18 protein-coding genes are annotated in these 19226 nt (G+C 39.6%); 10 read left to right on the forward strand and 8 right to left on the reverse strand.

Going from position 1 to position 19226, the window contains the following annotated elements:
* Positions 1–18 precede the first annotated feature (18 nt).
* A complete protein-coding gene (locus tag H8S90_RS13415) occupies positions 19–1086 on the forward strand; it encodes a serine hydrolase (protein ID WP_187338380.1) in 1068 nt (355 codons plus the stop codon).
* Positions 1087–1316: 230 nt separating this feature from the next.
* Here H8S90_RS13415 and H8S90_RS13420 read toward each other — a convergent pair whose 3' ends face one another.
* Positions 1317–2225: an AraC family transcriptional regulator gene (locus H8S90_RS13420; RefSeq protein WP_187338381.1), complete on the reverse strand. Its 909-nt coding sequence runs from the start codon at positions 2223–2225 to the stop codon at positions 1317–1319.
* A 183-nt stretch (positions 2226–2408) separates the two neighbouring features.
* Between H8S90_RS13420 and H8S90_RS13425 the strand changes: the two genes are divergently transcribed.
* Together H8S90_RS13425 and H8S90_RS13430 are read left to right on the forward strand one after the other, a co-directional pair.
* The gene (locus H8S90_RS13425; RefSeq protein WP_187338382.1) at positions 2409–3911 is read left to right on the forward strand and encodes an aldehyde dehydrogenase family protein; all 1503 of its coding nucleotides are present in this window, start codon (positions 2409–2411) and stop codon (positions 3909–3911) included.
* Positions 3912–3999: 88 nt separating this feature from the next.
* A complete protein-coding gene (locus tag H8S90_RS13430; RefSeq protein ID WP_187338383.1) occupies positions 4000–4365 on the forward strand; it encodes a DUF779 domain-containing protein in 366 nt (121 codons plus the stop codon).
* 595 nt (positions 4366–4960) lie between these two features.
* Here the strand turns inward: H8S90_RS13430 and H8S90_RS13435 are convergent.
* From H8S90_RS13435 to H8S90_RS13445, 3 genes are all read right to left on the reverse strand, one after another.
* Positions 4961–5419 carry a hypothetical protein gene (locus tag H8S90_RS13435; protein ID WP_187338384.1) on the reverse strand — a complete coding sequence of 153 codons (459 nt, stop codon included), beginning with the start codon at positions 5417–5419 and terminating at the stop codon, positions 4961–4963.
* Between the two features lie 207 nt (positions 5420–5626).
* On the reverse strand, positions 5627–6736 hold the full coding sequence (locus tag H8S90_RS13440) for an AraC family transcriptional regulator (RefSeq protein WP_187338385.1): 1110 nt from the start codon (positions 6734–6736) through the stop codon (positions 5627–5629).
* A 114-nt stretch (positions 6737–6850) separates the two neighbouring features.
* Positions 6851–7063: a hypothetical protein gene (locus H8S90_RS13445; protein WP_187338386.1), complete on the reverse strand. Its 213-nt coding sequence runs from the start codon at positions 7061–7063 to the stop codon at positions 6851–6853.
* A gap of 490 nt (positions 7064–7553) precedes the next feature.
* On the opposite strand from H8S90_RS13445, the gene H8S90_RS13450 reads away from it, so the two are divergent.
* Complete coding sequence (locus tag H8S90_RS13450; RefSeq protein WP_187338387.1) at positions 7554–8738, forward strand: carboxypeptidase-like regulatory domain-containing protein; 1185 nt, start codon at positions 7554–7556, stop codon at positions 8736–8738.
* 155 nt (positions 8739–8893) lie between these two features.
* Here the strand turns inward: H8S90_RS13450 and H8S90_RS13455 are convergent, their stop codons facing one another.
* The 3 genes from H8S90_RS13455 to H8S90_RS13465 are packed head-to-tail and all read right to left on the reverse strand — an operon-like array spanning position 8894 to position 10537.
* Positions 8894–9427, reverse strand: a complete 534-nt coding sequence (locus H8S90_RS13455; RefSeq protein WP_187338388.1) for a DinB family protein — start codon at positions 9425–9427, stop codon at positions 8894–8896.
* 7 nt (positions 9428–9434) lie between these two features.
* Positions 9435–9857, reverse strand: a complete 423-nt coding sequence (locus H8S90_RS13460; RefSeq protein WP_187338389.1) for an SRPBCC domain-containing protein — start codon at positions 9855–9857, stop codon at positions 9435–9437.
* A 56-nt stretch (positions 9858–9913) separates the two neighbouring features.
* Positions 9914–10537, reverse strand: coding sequence for a GyrI-like domain-containing protein (locus H8S90_RS13465; protein WP_187338390.1), 624 nt, complete (start codon positions 10535–10537; stop codon positions 9914–9916).
* Positions 10538–10979: 442 nt separating this feature from the next.
* On the opposite strand from H8S90_RS13465, the gene H8S90_RS13470 reads away from it, so the two are divergent.
* From H8S90_RS13470 to H8S90_RS13485, 4 genes are all read left to right on the forward strand, one after another.
* A complete protein-coding gene (locus tag H8S90_RS13470) occupies positions 10980–12008 on the forward strand; it encodes a glycoside hydrolase family 43 protein (RefSeq protein ID WP_187338391.1) in 1029 nt (342 codons plus the stop codon).
* Positions 12009–12109: 101 nt separating this feature from the next.
* On the forward strand, positions 12110–13018 hold the full coding sequence (locus tag H8S90_RS13475; RefSeq protein WP_187338392.1) for a CPBP family intramembrane glutamic endopeptidase: 909 nt from the start codon (positions 12110–12112) through the stop codon (positions 13016–13018).
* Between the two features lie 91 nt (positions 13019–13109).
* On the forward strand, positions 13110–13838 hold the full coding sequence (locus tag H8S90_RS13480; protein WP_187338393.1) for a helix-turn-helix transcriptional regulator: 729 nt from the start codon (positions 13110–13112) through the stop codon (positions 13836–13838).
* A gap of 58 nt (positions 13839–13896) precedes the next feature.
* Positions 13897–14226 (forward strand): hypothetical protein, encoded by a 330-nt coding sequence (locus H8S90_RS13485; protein ID WP_187338394.1) that lies wholly within the window; start codon positions 13897–13899, stop codon positions 14224–14226.
* A 634-nt stretch (positions 14227–14860) separates the two neighbouring features.
* Here the strand turns inward: H8S90_RS13485 and H8S90_RS13490 are convergent.
* Positions 14861–15244 (reverse strand): VOC family protein, encoded by a 384-nt coding sequence (locus H8S90_RS13490; protein WP_187338395.1) that lies wholly within the window; start codon positions 15242–15244, stop codon positions 14861–14863.
* Between the two features lie 210 nt (positions 15245–15454).
* On the opposite strand from H8S90_RS13490, the gene H8S90_RS13495 reads away from it, so the two are divergent.
* Together H8S90_RS13495 and H8S90_RS13500 are read left to right on the forward strand one after the other, a co-directional pair.
* Positions 15455–16030 (forward strand): DUF4142 domain-containing protein, encoded by a 576-nt coding sequence (locus tag H8S90_RS13495; protein ID WP_187338396.1) that lies wholly within the window; start codon positions 15455–15457, stop codon positions 16028–16030.
* Between the two features lie 319 nt (positions 16031–16349).
* Positions 16350–18686 (forward strand): GH92 family glycosyl hydrolase, encoded by a 2337-nt coding sequence (locus H8S90_RS13500; protein ID WP_187338397.1) that lies wholly within the window; start codon positions 16350–16352, stop codon positions 18684–18686.
* Positions 18687–19226 lie beyond the last annotated feature (540 nt).

Below are 19226 nucleotides of genomic sequence, written 5' to 3' on the forward strand. Positions count from 1 at the left end.
TGTATTTATTCCTATTTCATGAGAATAATCATTTTTTTAGTATTGGTCGTCACCACGGAGACCGGGAGGTCCCAGATTTTTTTTGATACCTCTTCACATATCAACAATAACCGGGCGATTTTTTCGCTCGTGGTGTCCGTAAAAGACAGCATTGCCTATGCGGGGTCTTTTAACGGTAAAGAGAACAATGATCTTTTCAATAATCAATCCTTAACTAAGAATGTTGAGGCGGTGCTGATAGGAATCGCGATTGATAAAGGTTTTATCAGATCACTTGATACAAAGATTGCTGATTTCTTGCCCGAGCTAAAAGACGAAACCGACAAACGTAAGCTTAATATTACATTAGGGGACCTAATGAACCAGTCTTCCGGGTTGTGGCATGAAAATCTGGAACGGTTGGATATTTATCTGGGGCTTAACAACCCGTCAGGTCACGTATTGAAGCAGTCTCTGCTGTCAGAACCCGGTACAGAACTTTATTACAACAACGCAGCTTCCCATCTATTATCAGTAATCCTTTCAAAGGCCACCGGACAAACTACCTTCGACTTTGCTCGCAAATACTTATTTGAACCTTTGGGTATTCAACGGGTAGAATGGGCGAAGATGAAAGATGGCTATTATGATGGCAGTGGGTTATTAAGTGTACGTATGAGTACCATTGACATGAATAAAATAGGAAGGCTGTTACTAAACGGTGGTCATTATAGAGGAAAACCGATTGTTTCTCAAAAGTGGGTAGAAGCTCTACTTAAACCTACAAAAACATTTCCGGCTCCCTGGGGCTTGCCAAATACCGAATATGGGCTTTGTTTTTACCACAAAAGGTATAAGGATAAAAAACTTACATACGGTATGGGCTGGGGTGGGCAGTTCTTGATTTTAATTCCCGATTTAGATGCGGTAATATCCGTTAATCAGGAAATAAACGATCAAACAGCTATCCAACAAAGTGAAACTTTTATGGATAGGATATTTCCAATGATTTTTGACTGGATCAATGCTGGAAATCAAAAATCATCCGATAAATCCTACAAAAATACAGAACAGTATTGCTTAAAAACTACCAGCCTTATTCAGTAAACATGAATGAGACGCCGGAAATATGGCAATACGTCAACTATCAGTAGAATAACCTGCCAGAACCGGAAACCAGTCTCCTGAAGGTCGAGCAAATGTTGTCGGATATCAAGCAGAAATGAGCAAAGGAATAAATTATAAAGAGATAAACTACCAACGATTATATAGGAATTAAATACGATACTCTTCATAGGATGTTCGAGCTAGTCTAGCCATGAATCGCATTTGTGAAATTAAGTGATCGTTTGGTAGGCACCAGGTGTTATCCCTTCATGTTTTTTAAACATCCGAAAGAAATAGTTTAAGCTATTAAATCCGGCAGCAAAACAGGCTTCTTTTATAGAACTATTATTAGAAAGGTATTTTTTGGCTAAACGTATACGCTCACGAATTACAAACTCGACTGGACTTACCCCCAGCTCCCGCTTAAACACTCTAAAAAATACGGGTTTACTCATTCCGGTTTTCTTGCAAAGCGTATCTATATGTAGATTTTCTGCTAAATGCTCACGAATGTAATTAACTACTACGGTCATACGCTCGTTTCCTACAAAAGATCCTTCTTTCTCAACAAGTATTAAATGTTGTGTTTGCATGATCCGAATCAAAAGCTCTTTGAGTGTTAAATCTGCCAGTACGTCTTTATGAATCTCATCACTGCTCCCAATTGCAATTAACTTGTTAATTGTTGCAGATAAAGCTGCATCATTCAGAAAATGATAATTCGTAAAGTCCAGCTGCCAAATTTCGTTGTTTTCACGTGGATGGTGTTCGTTTAAGTAATCAACAGTATTTATAATCTGCTGCCTATCGATTGCTAAGGCGGTACATTGCGTTGGTTGATCTAAAGTTGCGTCAGGAAAATCAATAAGCATTTGGATGGCTGGAGGCACTATAACTGTTTCGCCAGGCAGGTAGTCAAACCCTGGACTGTTAAAAAGATGCATCACTTTTTTACCTCTCAACATATTGGTAATCACAAAATCATTGAATTTTAAAGGGACTTTGTTGCACCGCTGATAGGTTTCGAATACATTAAGCTCACAATTATTCAAGGTATAAGCTCTCCTGTTCTCAACAACGGTTCTTAACTCCCTTTCTTTGCTTAATCGTACCTGAGTCAATACTTGTCCATTTGCCATAATATTACAATTGGGATAATATCAAATTTATAAATTTTCAAATTACGGTACAACATAATCAACGTGCCGAAACACCTTAGATAGTATTGTTCACTACTCTGATAACATTGTGCAAAAGATAAAGTTTTTATAGACCTATCTTCGAATAATCTACTTTTTTATAAAACTCTTTAAACTGATTTTATGGCACTTATAGAAAAACCATCGTTCAAAGAACGATACGACAATTTTATAGACGGTAAATTTATGCCGCCTGTAAACGGTAAATATTTTGATAACATATCACCGGTAGATGGTAAGGTCTTTACAAAGGCCGCCAGATCAAGCAAAGAAGATGTTGACCTCGCTTTAGATGCCGCACATCGTGCCTTTAAAACTTGGAGCAAAACCTCAGCTGCAGATAGGAGTAACATTTTATTGAAGGTAGCGCAAAAAATAGAAGATAATTTAACGTATTTGGCGGCAGTTGAAACGGTCGATAATGGCAAAGCTATACGCGAAACGCTCAACGCAGATTTACCTTTGGTAGTCGATCATTTTAGATACTTTGCTGCCGCTATCCGCACTGATGAAGGAAGTATTTCAGAACATGATGAAAATACCGTGAGCATTAATTTGCATGAACCTATTGGTGTGGTTGGACAAATTATTCCCTGGAATTTTCCCTTACTGATGGCCACTTGGAAAATAGCGCCGGCGCTTGCAGCTGGGTGTTGTACTGTGGTAAAACCTGCAGAACAAACTCCAGCCTCCATTATGGTTTTAATGGAACTGATTGGAGATATCATCCCTCCAGGGGTACTCAATGTGGTAAATGGGTATGGCGTAGAAGTGGGTAAGCCTTTAGCCTCTTCGCCAAGAATAGCGAAAGTGGCCTTTACTGGCAGCACTACATCTGGAAGATTAATTATGCAATATGCGGCAGAAAATATCATTCCTTCAACCATGGAGCTCGGCGGTAAATCACCCAATATATTTTTCAGCTCAGTTGCGGATGCAGATGATGATTATCTTGATAAGGCCATAGAAGGAGCGGTATTATTTGCCCTTAACCAGGGAGAAGTATGTACTTGTCCGTCGCGCATTCTCATCCAGGAAGACATATATGATAAGCTGATGCCTCGTATTATAGAACGTACAAAAGCGATCAAAACAGGTCATCCGCTCGACGATGCCAGTATGATGGGAGCACAGGCATCAAATGAGCAGTATGAAAAAATTAAATCCTATCTGGAAATAGGAAAGTCTGAAGGAGCTGAAGTAATACTTGGTGGTGAAATAAACAACTTAGAAGAAGATTTAGGGGGAGGATATTATATACAACCGACGATTTTTAAGGGGAATAATAAAATGCGCATCTTCCAAGAAGAGATTTTTGGCCCCGTGGTATGCGTAACAACATTCAAAACGGTTGAAGAAGCCATTGAGATTGCCAATGATACGTTATACGGCCTTGGAGCTGGCGTTTGGACACGTGACGCTCATGAAATATACCAGGTTCCGAGAGCCATCCAAGCTGGCCGTGTTTGGGTAAATCAATATCATTCTTACCCCGCGCATGCGCCATTTGGTGGATATAAAAAATCAGGTTTCGGTAGAGAAAACCATAAAATGATGCTTGATCACTATCGCCAAACCAAGAACATGTTAATCTCCTATAGTAAGCAGAAACTGGGCTTTTTCTAGGGTGATACATTCAAACATATAGGATGTCCAAAATGTACGGTACCATTGTTTATCGTATGTTTTGAGACGTCCATTAATTTAAAACACCATGGGCACCAAAAGAATTTTAGTTTCAGAAAAGGCTGCGAAAGTGATAAGGCGGTTAAAAGAAGATTACGGTGATCTTATATTTCATCAAAGCGGTGGTTGTTGCGAGGGCTCTTATCCTCACTGCTTTCAAGCAAATGAATTTAGAATTGGGGATAGCGATATTTGCCTAGGCGAAATTGAAGGTTGCAAATTTTACATGGCAAAAGATCAGTTTACTTATTGGAAACATACACAACTAACGTTGGATGTTTTAGAAGGTAGAGGCGCTTCGTTTTCTTTAGAGAGCGTGTTGGATATGGGTTTTATTATCCGGTCTCGTATTTTTACCGAGGCAGAACTTGAAGAGCTAGGGCCTATAATTTAGTAGGTATTTACTTGACCCCACACAGTTGTGTTATTCGTTTGTTGATTATAATTTTTTAAGATGAATACAACTTAAAATACGCTAATTAATAAGTTCATCCATCCATCAAATGAGAAAACTGATGAGATCCTCTTCAAAACGGGGCAAAATAAAGGCAGAGAAGCCCTTAAATGGTGGTGAACCATAACAGTTTACTAAAAATGCTTTTAGCATTCAAGGCCCATTTAATATACATCCAAGTGGTAAAGAGTTTATATATGTAGCGGATAACAGTATACTGCTTACGAATATTGAAACGGGACAAACAAACCGTATAACAACAAGATTTTCTGACGAAGAGCGACCAATAGGAGCACCTGTATATTCCAACGAGGGATCCCGTATCGCATATAACCGTTATACTAAAGTAGGTAATCAGCTATTTATACAAATCTATTTATTAACAAAATAAAAATACAAGCGGAGATGCCTTAAAGGTATTGTATGTATAAGTCGTTGCACCGGACCTTCAAGATTATTTTAATTAATTTTTTTAACGGCCTTTTTTTATATGAATCGGGAAAATGCATTGATAAATTTATTCGGTAAAACACTTCTAAGGGTATCGATAACTGAGAAGAGAAGAACAGGCAAAGTCGATTACCATCCATTCTTCATCTATTCCTTTTTCCAATTTGAAACTTCCCAGAAGGCCTGTTTGCCGATTTAGCAATTGACAGCTAGCTCTATTACCTCCAATGCTTATGTTTTCCATGGAAATAACCGGAAAAGCATGTATTGTCTGCTTACCAAAAATTGGATTTTCTGCATACAAGGAATACTTCTGCACTTCCTGCTTAATTGTACAAGTGTTTTCTATAATGGGGCTTTTAATAAGAATTATGGTGTCACCGATTTCCGTTTCAGTTATACTCTCAAATTCAGTAGAGTTTATACAACTTGCAAAAATAGCTGTTGTATCATTTCTTTGCGGAACATATGCCGCCGAATGTTTCAGTTGATGGCTACATGACAACAGCAGAAATAACAAGGGGATGAGATATAAACGAACCATGCAGATCTTTTAAGTTTAGGTACTTTTGTAAGGAGGCGAAATTATTTAAATTGTCCTGAACATAATAAATCTTTACACAGAAAGCTTATTTCCTTACACGAAAACAACAAAATCAGCTCGATCGATGATTTAATAGGCTCAAAATTCCTCCCGCTCTAGAGGTACACCGTTACATACATCTTTAATAAATGGGTAAGTGCTTTTGACCTAGGTGGGATTTTCGAAAGATTTTAAGAATGTTGTTGGCGTTTGGCCGGTTATTTTTTTGAAGGTTGTATTGAAGGTGGTTTTAGAATTGAATCCGGCGTAGGTGGCAATACCACGCATGTCCAGACGGTTAACCTCGTCAGATGCCAGCAAACGCTTCGCTTCCTCCACACGCATCTCATTAACAAACTGATAAAAATTTTTAGATAGTCCGTTATTTAACACATAAGAAAGCTCGTGCGTACTGATCCCAATTTTATCAGCTAGCGCAGGCAATGTTAGTCCGGGTTCCAAATATAATTTTTCCTTTTCCATGAAAGTCACAACTTTTGTTTTGAGCATGTCAACTTGTTCGGTAGTCAGTCTTTCAGTTGTTGGTTTCTTACTGAATACTTCGGTCAATTCGTGTAACTGTGCTGGCCGTATAGGATAAATGACGCCCTGTTTCAAAGAAAAATAAGCAAGCAGCGCGGTACCGAGAAAATAGAGCACCGGTAGGTAGGCCGATAGTGGCTCAAATACGCTTGCGGATATACGTAAAAACAATAAGAACAGCAGTGAAAACAGCACATATTTTATCCAGGTCAAGTCGATGCGCTCGATGGAAGAAGCTATCAGGCGTATATTCTGGGCATGGATGCGTACCGCGACAAAACACAGCAACCAGTAAACGACTAGTTGAAGGGAAAAGAAATGGCTGATTATCAAAGGAGCAAAATTAGGTAAGTCTGGTAATGGATTGGCTTTTCCCGAAAATGGAGGCATAATATACACAAGTGAAAAAAGAAGAAAAAGCAGTACAGGTGTAAAATGAAAAAAAATGGTCAAAGACTTCCTTCCAGGGTTAACAAAGTATAGCATGGCCATATAAAAGCAGGGGAGCATAGCCCACCTTGGTAGTTCCAAATAATGAATAAGTAAGGGATATCGATGAACAAAATCAGAGGATTCGATGTAAAGTTGTGTAAAAGTGCAGGCAAGGATAAAGTAAAAAGCTCCTAGCCATCGGTTAGCTTTGACGTTAACACCCGGAACGTTCATCAGGAAAAGAAAGGACAGTAACCATAAGCTACCCGAAGTAAAAGCGAAAAAAAAGTGCGTCAATTCCAAAACCTAAAAGTCAAAAATCTATTTAACCCTACTAATATATGGGATTTCAAAGAATAAACAATTAAAGACTCCGTATACACATACCTACCCGGCCGTTGATGAAAAGTACGGCAACTAGGTAAAAAAGAAAGACCAGAACAAGACCGTATCTTCACTATTGACAGCATGGGTTCCCGGGATCTGTTCACGTTGCATGGTTTCTTCCAGCGAAACAAGAAGCTTTTTAATGTTAACCGGCTGGTTATCGCTTGCATCGCGTATGGTAACCTTTGCATATATTGAGGAACCCAAAATACACTTTCCATAATAAAGCACAAGATTATCCAAACTACTTTGTTCAGATTTTTTCCCAAAGTCATAAAACAGCCGTTTTTTACAAAAAAACTTAATCACGTTGATTATGCCGTTCGAATGGATACAATGGAACATGATAAAAAACGGTCAACACCCCTTGAAAAATCTTTGTGAAAAACTAAGTTCAGGATTTCGAAAGAAAACTTATTTTTAAAGAGACCTTTTTGGAGTAATTTATACCCAAATTCAAATGCTGAACTTGAGATAATAAGGTATTTAGGAATTAGAAGTTGAACAGTAAAGCTCAACTTGACAGACAAGCATTGAAATTAGAAATGAGAAACATGAGCGAAGCAGAGAAGTCTCGTTGGTCTGGTATTCATTCTAAAAAGAAATATGTGTTTTCCAGTCAACCAAAACAAGACAGTCTATCATCCAGGCCGCTTTTACCGCCAATTTATAGGTAAACAAAACTAAATGTTACTATGTTATAAATAACTAAGGATATCCGTAGCTCAGTCATATGTGCCAATTCAGAAAGTTAAGTTGCCTTTTTCTTTTCATAACTTTTCCTGTCTTAGGCTACACCCAGGTTGTCTTACAGGGCAGAATCGTTAACGGCGAGAATGACCAGCCTATTGCTGGAGCAAGTATATACTTAAATAACACCAGCATCGGCAGTAGTGCCGATGAATTTGGAAAATTCTCTTTTTCGATCAAGCAGCCGGGCAATTATGAAGTAGTCGTATCCTCGGTAGGCTTTGAGCCTTTGGTGTTTATCCTGCAAGTGGGTAAAAACAAACTTGCAAAGCGGCTGGTTAAGATAAAGCCGGCATCTAATGTATTAGATGAGGTGGTTGTTGAAGCTGATCCGGGCGCTGGGTGGCGTAAGTGGGGGAGGGTTTTCGAAGAAGCTTTTATCGGTACGGGGAGAAACGCCCGATCTTGTAAAATATTGAACAAAGAAGATATCTATTTTGAATACGATAAAGAAAGAAGATTACTGCAGGTCTTTGCGCGTAAGCCAATTACCATTGAAAACAAAGCTTTGGGGTATAAGATAGATTATCTATTGATCGATTTTCATATAGACTATCGCCGTAAAACGCATTTTTACGCAGGTTATCCGCATTTTGTTAAGATTGATACCGGAAAGAAATTCGAACGACGTCGAGAGCAGGCTTATAAGAATTCACTTATGCATTTTATTAGAAGTCTTTATAAAAACAATATCATTGAAGAAGGTTTTGAGGCACGCTATTTAATTAAAAGCCCAAATAAAGAGAAATCTCGTGTAATGCAAATTGATAAAGAGCGGAAAAACTACCCCGACGATTCACTTTCGTACTATCGGAAAGTCATGAAACAGCAGGACACGCTATCTTATCTCTCTTCGGATCTATTAACGGCCGACAGTGTTATAAAAGTTGACGATGATGGAAATAAATGGTTCTCAAGTACACACGATCTGCAAATTGTTGGCACTGAGACTAAAGAAGAACCATTATTCGTTATGCAACAGTTAAAAACGAGAAGAGGAGTACAACATCCTATCTCAATGTTACACTTTAAACCAGGAAGTCGGGTTGTCATCGACGCGAACGGCACTTTTTACAGTCCGCATGATCTCCTGATTGGGGATTATTGGGGATGGGCGAGCCGAATCGCAAATATGGTACCCCTAGACTATGAGGCAGTTGAGGATTAACCGAAGAGCTATGGAGAGCATATTCACGGTATAAGAAAGCGGCATCGTTCGGTACATGGCTTAAGCTGTTAGATAGATAGTTGATGTACTAAGTTCCCATAGATGAGCCCGGCCGATCATTCCGCTTGTTATAAGAATTGTCAAAGAAGGCAATTTTACCATTCCTGTGGTGGGTTTTGATCTGCCCACCAGGGAAACCCTGTCATTCTTTTTTCTTTTTGCCGCTCAATAAGTTGTGCTGTATGGTGTTGGATGTGACGGATACTATTAATATGTAGCTCTAAACGAGTGTAAGGATACCATTCAAACCCCGAATCTTGGTCGAGCGGTAACGTTTCAACGGCGTGTTGTAGGTTGTTTTCAATGTCGTCGATGAATGCGAACAATTCTTCTTTTGTATGACTGCCTTCCACAACTACGCCTTCATCAGGGTTTTCCCAGTCTTGGCTTCCACCAAGGCTTTCCGCACCATCAATAGCGTTTTCCCAAGGAATATAACATTCAGGGTTAGCTCCAAGATAGAATTTTACTCCCCATAAAATATGATAGGCAATCTGCCAGTTTGGATTGTTATATTCTTCATTGTTCCATTGCTCTAGCGGTATTTTCTCAATGGCTTGGCGAAGCATACCGAGACCTGCCTTGTACTGTGATACAATAATGGTTGTTATAATTATGCTGTTATCCATAGTGATATCAGTTCTCAATCGCTAATCTTTTCTCAATTTCTTTCATTTTCTCATTCCAATAGATTTTCATTTCTTCTCTCTGGGTGTCGTCTAGAAGCTTTTCCTGATGAAAGCTGATCGTCGCCTTCTTCTGATTGCCTGTTACTCTTACCTGAACGGTTGACATATTATCCCAGCTTTTCTTTTTCCAATTCATTCGGATATGGGAATATGGCGTAAATACCCGGACAAGGCCTTCTATTCCTTCTTTGGTTTTATATGTTTTTTTGATTTCCAGTCTTTCATTAAGCTTTCCAAGCCAAATCTCCAGTCCTTTGTCAGAAAACATAAAATCCCATAGATATTCCTGTGAGTAGGAGAACGTTTTTCTCAGTCCAAATTGCCAACCAACATCTTTGGTTAGTCCGATGGATTTTTCTCGCGTTTTCATATTGTAGGTTTTTCAGATTATCCATACGCTTTATACAACCCTAGCTGCGGGGCTTCTTATTTTACGGGCTCTCTCAATATAGTCTTTAGTCTGTTCGGTTTTGTTTTATTGAAATCCGATAGATAAATCTCGTGATGCAATCCATTTTTTTCAAACCCATTCTCTTTCATTAAACAAGCCATTTTCTCCAATGTTTCCGGCTCTGTTGAAAATGGTCCAGTGTGGAGCATCTGTACAGATTTCCCTTCTGTCATTTCATAAAACTCAATTTTCTTGATAAGTTCGATTTTCTTTTTTTTAAAGGCTGTTTCAATACCTTTTTTTACATCATTTTCAGTTACATATTCAGGTAACCTGATTAAAAGGCGATATTCCCACTCGCTTCTCGCTATTTTTTTTGGTGTTTCTGAAAAGGAAAGCCCACCAAATTTATTTTCGTCAAACCACCATAGGCATTCCAATTTTGAAACAGTAAAATCTTTGCTCGACTGCTTAAACATAAATTTGATCGTGTAAGCAGTTGTGTACAGTGCTTGGATTTTTTCCAAGAAAGATTTACCCGAGGGGTCACCTTTGCCAGTTAAAGAAAGGAATTGTGCCGTTCCTATTTCAATAATCTCGGGTGTCGTTTTCGCTGTGAAGTAGGTTTTATACTCCTTTGTTAAATCTAATTTTTCCATTTTAGAACAGTGTTTAACACTACCATAGCAAATTAAAAAAGTACGGGTGACAACCCTATGTCAGTAAGTTTCGAAACATCTAGATAGTTTCCTTTACCATAGGGGAATGGGTAAAATTAGGTGCCGATCAAATTAAAATTGGGATTTCGCAAGTTAAACGGGGATAACCTGCGTTTTGAGACAAACCGAAGAAACAATGAATCAAAATGATGTGCCTCTTTAGGATGAATTACCTTCTTTTGTGAAGGTGCGTAAAATACCAATTACGCCTGTTTAAATAACCAATTGTATAATTCGTTATACCCATATGGAAATTCGTAGACTACACATGGTATTTACCATTTATTTTGTGACGTTGAGGTCAATGCTGTCCGCCACAAAGTTTTATTGCCTGGTAGTTAAAACGATTAATTAATCAAATGTTTAATTTAAAAGATTGACTATGCATTTCTCAAGGTTTTGGATTTTTGGAGTTGCGATCGCAGTTTTGGTTGGCGCATGTGCTAAAAGCGATGCGTATAGGGCGGTAGATGAAGATCATGAAGTAGTGGATGATACAGACTATGAAGATGTGGTTCAAGCGGACCCAACGGTTTTTTATCATGAAGGCGTGTATTATCTGTACGGCACCAATGACCAGAATCCCAACCAGGGGTTTCAAGTATATACATCGACAGATCTTGAGATATGGGAGGGGCCGGCAGGCCCAAGTTCAGGATACGCCCTAGATCGTGCGGATGTATTTGGCGACCAAGGTTTTTGGGCTCCTCAGGTGTGGTATGAAGGCGGCCTTTTTTACATGGCTTATACCGCCAATGAAAACATTGCGATTGCAACCAGTAACAGTCCACTAGGGCCATTTGAACAAGCAGAACAGCGCCCTTTGGCAGATGGTATAAAACAAATTGATCCATTTGTCTTTACCGATGAGGATGGCAAGCGATATCTTTTTCACGTGCGGTTGTCGGAAGGAAACCGTATTTACGTAGTGGAGTTGGAAGATGACTACTCGGGTATAAAGAGCGAAACACTGGAAACCTTAATTGTAGCCGATCAGCCTTGGGAAAATGTCGACAATGTAAGCTGGCCTGTAGCCGAAGGCCCCACCGTGATCCGCTTGGGCGACCGGTACTACATGTTTTACTCAGCAAATGATTTTCGTCACCCTGAATACGCAGTAGGCTATGCTGTAAGTGACAATATCTTGGGACCGTGGCAGAAAGCAGGCGAAAACCCTATTCTGAGCGTACATAACACGGACTGGCCCGGAAGCGGACATGGAGATTTATTTGTGGGGGGTGATGGCAACTACCACTATGTATTCCATACGCACTTCTCCGAAGACGAGGTGCGACCCCGTCGGACAGCCAAAGTCCCGGTAACATTTGAAGACATAGGCAACGGGCTGTTTCAGCCTCACTTTGATGGAGCAAACACTGTTTTCTTTAAAGCTGTGCAGCAGGAGGATTAACGATGTGGCGGACATACCTCCAATGGTAATAGGCTAAACTCCGCAAGACTTGAAGGGCGGTTTTTATTTTATTATATTGCAGGTTTAATCCGAAATCCCATATGAATCTCATCCCAAGAGAAATAAAAAAAATAAATGCTTTTATAAAGCAGCCGGCAGAATACCTTCAGGAGCGGCTAACTGCAAAAGATAAAGTTCGAATTTTCTTAGTCGCCATCTCTTATAAAGCACTATTTACCGGTATGGTACTTTTTATTATCTACCTGGTTGATCGGTATCTGTTGGTGTTGCGGGGACCTTTACTCAGCATGCAGTTGTGGGTGATACTTTTATATGCCGTTATTATCGCTCCGTTATTTGAAGAATTGGTATTCCGCTTACCATTGCGTTATGACAGAAATTGGCTTTGGCGTAAAATAGAAGGTTGGTTTCGTTTAAAACCCCGCATATTTTGGGCAAAAAACTATCGGTATATCCTATATACCTTTGTGGCTGTTTTTGGTTTGATACACTTAAGTAACTATAGTAATGAAGAATTTCTTTTTTATCTGATGGCTCCGTTAATAGTCGGATCGCAATTGTTCGGAGGTTTATTGCTAAGTTACACGCGCTTAAAACTAGGTTTTTGGTGGGGTGTTGCACAGCACGGTTGCTGGAATGGGATGATTATTATGTTGTCGTTACTTTTGTTTCATAACAAAGAGGTGCTGCAGATTAATCGGGAAGACCTTGCCTTATCGATCCATGAATTGGGTTATTTGGACAGGAGTGAACAGGTGTTTAGGGTCTCCCAATTGGAAAATGGAACAATCAATGGAATTGAACTAAAAAACAGTTCTCTTCAACAAATAATAGATAGCCTTTATGCCGACAATCATCTTGCGGTATTGAACGATACATGGTTGAATTTAAAACTGAAGGCGCCAAAAGGGATTGACAGAGCAGTGTTACTCGATGTGTTAAAAAAGCAATATCGTATTAAACCAGTGTCAGATAAGAAACCGAGATGAGGATTCGTTTATACGTCTGTATACAGCTCTAAAAAACTTCACGTACATTTGTATATGTATATGTAAAAATAATATTTAAAAATATACGCATATGCCATTTGAATATTACCATCCCTCTGCATGTCTAACCCCATATTTACGTTCCTACTGGCTGCTAAAAGGGGGAGAAGAAGGCTATGATGTGTTATATCCGGACGGCTGTATTGACATTGTAGCAAACTTAGGGAAAAAGTTCATGGTAGCACAGAAAAACACTGTACTGGAAGAGAACGGTATTTATCTGGGCGGTGCCTTAACCGAAGCTATCTATGAACGTATACCCTCCGATGTTTTACTTTTGGGAGTTCGATTTCAACCGGCGTGTTTTGGATACTTCTATCCGCCATATTCCTTAAGCGACGTAAAAGATGATTGTGCCCGTGTAAGTGAAGCTATGCTGCCACCGTTAGCAAGTTTAAAACAGAACTTCCAAAAGGCTTTAGATAATTTCTTTTTGGATAAGCTGAAAGCATACGACAACCCTTTAAAAAAAGCTACAGTTGCAATTGCCGGATCAGGAGGAAGAATTTCCCTCGATGAAATAGCCTCCCTGTGCTGCAGATCGACCAGACAGACAGAACGCCTCTTTAAGCAGACCATAGGACTTACGCCCAAACAGTTTTGCAGGATTATTAAATTCACCCTATCCCAACAATTAATAGAAGCCAAGAATCCAGATGAAACCCTATTGCAAGTTGCATTGGATGCAGGCTACTACGATCATGCCCATCTGTCGAGGGAGTATAAAAAAATTACCCGTCACAATCCCTCCGGAAAATAATTGTCGTTTTTTTACAAACACTATTATTTATTAAAGCACCACCTTTACCAAAAAAAAGATGCTTACGACTTACAAAATATTGATTGCTTTAATCATCATCTTTGCTTTAGGGCACATGGCTTACACCTTTTATTATGATGATTTTGAAACGGTCGAATCTAAGATGTGGTTTTTTTCTGCGGGATTGGCAATGCTTTTTGACGGGTTTATCAATTTGATTTACACGAAACTAAAATTGCCGGTAGTTAAATTCAGCGTAATCACGGCCAATTTATCCATGCTGGTTTTCCTTATTCTGCTGTCGAACATTATCCCGGAGCCACATGTTATGGTATTAACCATTATTATGCTGGGAACGACGATTATAACAGCCTTACTCCGCAGGTAAGACAGTAAAGAAAGCAACAATCAATTAGTGGTATAACTGGCAACGCCGTTTATCCGCACCCATTTCTTCTGTTATATGATGGTTCAAACTTATACAATCTTGTATTGACCTGTTTGGTAAATAAATTAAAAACAATGCGTATAAATTTAAAAAGTTATTACATAGCAAAGATTAGTTTTATCATTGCTGCTGCCATTATCCTGGTCTGTGGAATATTACATTTGCACGGGACGTTTTTCTCGACAGACCTTTATCCAGCGGATAACGATTTAATAGCTCGACTTAAGTCATCGAATATACAAATGGACGAGTCTGGGATCATGTGGAAATTATGGATAGGTTTTAATGCGATGTTCGGCGCAGGTCTATTTTTTTTAGGCTCGATAATATTATATCTAGTCGTGAAGGATTTTCCGTATTTAAGTAGGTTACATTTCGTGTTCATTTTAACCATCTCTTGCAATGCATTTTTTGTATGGGTAGGATGTAAATATATGATAACGGATTTTGTAGCTAGTATGTCGATTCCACTGGTTTTGTTTTTGATTGGGTATTTATTGTTGTTAATGCTACCACGAGCTCCCAAGGTAAAAAAACATAGATCCTGACCTTTGTCAATATCCTGCTACAATTGCTAAAAGTTAACTAAAAATTGTGTGTCAGAAAAATCCTCCGCTTGGACAACACAAAACGAATTTCCATCCGAATCATGCAGAACTACGTAATCTGCATCCTGTTCATAATTCCATTCTGTCAATTTCCTGGCACCTAACTTGATTAATCTTTCTACTTCTGCTGGCTGGTTGTCTGTTATTAAGTCTATATGATGCCGTTGAGGTTTGGCTGACTTTGTTAACTTAAGTGACAACTGAATTCCCGACCTATTCTTTGGTGTTAATATTGCAAAATCTTCATCTGGTGTTCGCTTCAACTCATAGTCTAAAGCTTTACTCCAAAAATCAATGGCTGTCTGTAAGTTTTTCACTCCCCAAACGACTGAAAGAATATTTAGACCCATATTTTTATCTATCTATCAACAAAAAAAGAAATCAGTAAAACATTACTGAGATACTTGATCTACAAAAAAGTTTACGTTTTGTTGGCGATATCATCAAATTATTAACTATTGTTTTTCATGTACAATTACATCTCTACTTGGTGTTTTGTTGTGATTTAAAAAACAAAATGGGATTCCTGAATGTCCTAATAGTACATTAAGTAGCTAACTATGAAAACAGCAATATTAACATTAATCACACCGGCAATACTTACATTATTTGCGTGTAACAGTAGCACATCTGAAAGTGGTACCAGCAATTCAGATACAACATTAACCGCTACAGGTCAAGATCGGGGCGGGGGCGTTGAATCAGCAAGAGGCAACCTGAATGACGAGGAATTTGTGAAAGAAGCGGTTAATGGAGGCATGGCTGAAGTCGAACTCGGCGAGCTTGCCGTCGAAAAAGCCGAAGATGCTAAAGTCAAAGAATTTGCCAATATGATGATTACCGACCATACAAAAGCGAACGAAGAACTGAAAATATTGGCAGACAAAAAAGAGATCTCCTTGCCAATCGAGCCAACAGCAGAAAAAAAAATGGTCAAAAAGAATTTGTCGTCACTATCCGGGGAAGAATTCGACAAAGCTTACATCGAACAGATGGTAAAAGATCATACAAAGACCATCTCGTTATTTGAGAAACAGATGACATCGGTAAAGGATCCCGAACTCAAAACATTTATAGAAAATACGCTTCCCACGATAAAAGGGCACTTAGAGCATTGTCGAAAGCTATCGGAGTAATTGCATCGAATAATACTGCATAACGGTCTCATCTGTCTATAGACGGATGAGATCACCAATTGACGCCTCAAAGCTTCGTGTCCATACTATCGCACAACAAATCCCCCGCCATCGTACACTACCCATCAAAATATAAGAATAAAAACAAATAAATGTTAAAAAAGGGGTACTTTTGACTGGCGTTCCTGATCATTTTCACGCTAATTATTAGCCAGTCGGTCAAACCATTTAAAGATGGCGGTCGCGTCATGTTTGCTGATAATAGAGGGCTCAAAGCTGATAACAGAGAAACACCATATCACTATAACACCATGATCATATGAATAACCAGTTACAAAGGAATTTGGGCTATATCTATTTTTTTCTACTCTTGGTCTCTTTGTCTTGCAGTGCACCAAACGATAAGCAAGAACCTGTTTTGGCAGACTATGTTAATCCATTTATTGGGGCCAGCACCAGTGTGGGGGCTGCTGGCGTTTATCACGGTTTGGGAAAAACAATTCCGGGCGCAACCACCCCCTTTGGGATGGTTCAATTGAGTCCAAATACCATCACAGGAGGAGATAACGGGTCGGGTTATAGCTATGAACATAAAACGATCGAAGGTTTTGCTTTTACACAGATGAGTGGGATTGGTTGGTTTGGTGATTTAGGTAATTTTTTGGTGATGCCCACCACAGGACCGCTTAAAACCAATGCAGGCGTCGAGGGTAAAACCACGGGGTATAGAAGTCATTACGAAAAGAAAACGGAAAAGGCCACCGCTGGTTATTACGGGGTAGAATTAACAGATAATGCTATCGGGGCTGAAATGACTGCTGCACCGCACAGTGGTATCTTGCGTTTTACTTTTCCAGAGAGCGAACAAGCCAACATCCAGATTGATTTGGCCAGACGGGTGGGAGGAACATCAACCGCTCAATCTGTACAGGTTCGCGATAAAAATAGTATTTCAGGTTGGATGCGTTGTACCCCCGATGGTGGTGGATGGGGCAATGGGGAGGGACAAGCGGATTATACCGTATATTTTTATGCAGAATTTAGTAAACCGCTGGAAAATGTCGGTGTTTGGAGCGCGTCAATTCCAGATACTGCTAAGCGAAAAAAGGAAAACGTCGAGGCCGAATACTACCAGCAATGGGTTGCAAATGCCGAGATACTAGCCGGAACACAGCAGGCGGAGGGTAAACATATTGGTTTTTACACCACTTTTGCTACCGAAGATCAGGAGCAAGTATTGATGAAGGTCGGTATCTCTTTTGTGGATGAAGCCGGTGCCGAACGGAATCTGAAAGCAGAAATAACAGACTGGGATTTTAACAAGGTGCATATTGCCGCTCGAGAAAGTTGGTCAGCTGCATTGTCGAAGATACAGGTTGAGGGTGGTACCGAAGAAGAAAAGACCGTGTTTTATACCGCTCTGTACCGTACCCTACTGGATCCGCGTAGCTTGCAGGATGTGGATGGTCGTTTCCCGGGGGGAGATGGAAAAATCCATCAAGCCAGTAACGGACACGTACGACGTACGGTTTTCAGTGGCTGGGATGTGTTCCGAAGCCAAATGCCTTTACAGAGCCTCATTAATCCGCAAGTGGTAGGTGATGTGGTAAATTCGTTGACCGATTTGGCCAGGGAAAAGAACAAAACGTATTTTGAACGTTGGGAATTGTTAAATGCCTATTCGGGCTGTATGATTGGAAATCCCGCAGTGAATGTTTTAGCGGAAGCCTATGCAAAGGGGATCCGTAATTACGATGTGGAAGCGGCTTATCAATTAGCAGTCGGTTCTTTGGAAAAGTTTGGGAATGGTTCTCAGCATTATTCACCGGGCAATCAGGGTGTCTCTTTAACCTTGGAATATGCCTATAACGATTGGTGCCTTGGGAAATTGGCAGAAAAGCTTGGTAAACAAGATGATGCGGATAAGTTTTTAAAGCGATCCTTGGCGTACCAAAATGTATTTGATATCAAAAAGGCATGGTTCAGGCCAAGGGATGAAGCAGGGAACTGGCTTCCCTGGCCAGCGAAGGGCAGAGAAGAACATTGGTATGGTACCATTGAATGTAACCCTTATCAGCAGGGTTGGTTTGTTCCACATGATGTTGATGGTTTAGCTGATTTGATGGGAGGGAAGGATGTTATGTTAAACGATTTGGAGGAATTCTTCGAAAAAACACCCCCCGATTTCAGTTGGAACGACTTTTACAACCACGCCAATGAACCGGTTCATCACGTTCCTTTCATGTTCAATAAGCTTGGCAAGCCTTCATTGACACAAAAGTGGACGCGACAAATTTGTGAACAAGCGTATCATAATGCGGTTGAAAAAGGGCTGGCAGGAAACGAAGACGTTGGCCAGATGTCTGCCTGGTATGTATTGGCGGCCAGTGGTATCCACCCAGTTGCAGCAGCAGACGGGACCTATGAAATCACAAGCCCTGTTTTTAATCGTATCCGCATCCGTATTGGGAATGAACGAGGGAAAGACATTTATTTTACCATTAGTGCCCCTCATAATTCGTCGAAAAATCGCTATATCCAAAGTATGCAGTTAAATGGAAAACCTTATCATCAATATGCCCTTCGGCACGACGAAATGCTTAAAGGAGGCGAACTTATATTAGAAATGAACGATAAACCTAATGACGCTATATAATATCTTTTAGAATAAATTAACCAATATATCAAGAAAGATACCTATCCAGACAGACAGAAACAATTGTACGGAACACAGATCAAATATGATGAAAGCGGTAAAGCACAAATCATGCCTATCGAAGACGGAGCTCATGTAAATGAAAGAAGAAGATCAGTTGGTTTGGGTACCCTGCAAAAATATCTAGATCAGTTCCGATGAGTTTATTTACTCAAGCTTTTTATATAACCCAGTTTCCGGAGCTCGCTCAAGCGGGTTTAATTACAAATTTTCGATAGTTAAAAACACACAGATAGCAAGAATCGTAAAAATGATTTGCCCGAAGTACACTTACTAATTTAGCTGATTTTATCGTACTTTATATAAATAGTCTGACAAATTATATTTTTCGACTTTGTAGCGTACATCCTATTTTAAACCGGCCTATGTCAACTTGTTTAAATCGAAAAATCGAAATAACGATAAGTATGAATGACACACCTATTTAAATCAAAAAATTTTGGACAATGCTAAAATTTATGCTGAAATTGCAGGCCAGGT

The organism is Olivibacter sp. SDN3 (genome assembly GCF_014334135.1).
Lineage (GTDB): Bacteria > Bacteroidota > Bacteroidia > Sphingobacteriales > Sphingobacteriaceae > Olivibacter.